1 protein-coding gene is annotated in these 244 nt (G+C 57.0%); it reads left to right on the forward strand.

Annotation, left to right across the window (positions count from 1 at the left end; translation table 11 throughout):
- The coding region (locus tag SB764_RS43775) for a YbaN family protein (RefSeq protein WP_410867274.1) at window positions 1-244 on the forward strand (244 nt) is incomplete at both ends.

Genomic DNA, 244 nt, shown 5'->3' on the forward strand with positions numbered 1-244 from the left:
CTGGGTACGCTGGGCGTGGTATTACCGGTATTACCGACGACGCCGTTTATCCTGCTGGCGGCCTGGTGCTTTGCCCGTTCTTCCCCGCGCTTTCACGCCTGGTTGCTGTACCGCTCATGGTTTGGCAGCTATCTACGTTTCTGGCAGAAACATCATGCGATGCCGCGCGGCGTCAAACCGCGGGCGATTTTGCTTATTTTGCTCACGTTTGCCATTTCTCTGTGGTTCGTCCAGATGCCATGGG

Source organism: Paraburkholderia sp. SIMBA_027 (genome assembly GCF_046535315.1).
In the GTDB taxonomy this organism is placed as follows: domain Bacteria; phylum Pseudomonadota; class Gammaproteobacteria; order Burkholderiales; family Burkholderiaceae; genus Paraburkholderia; species Paraburkholderia tropica.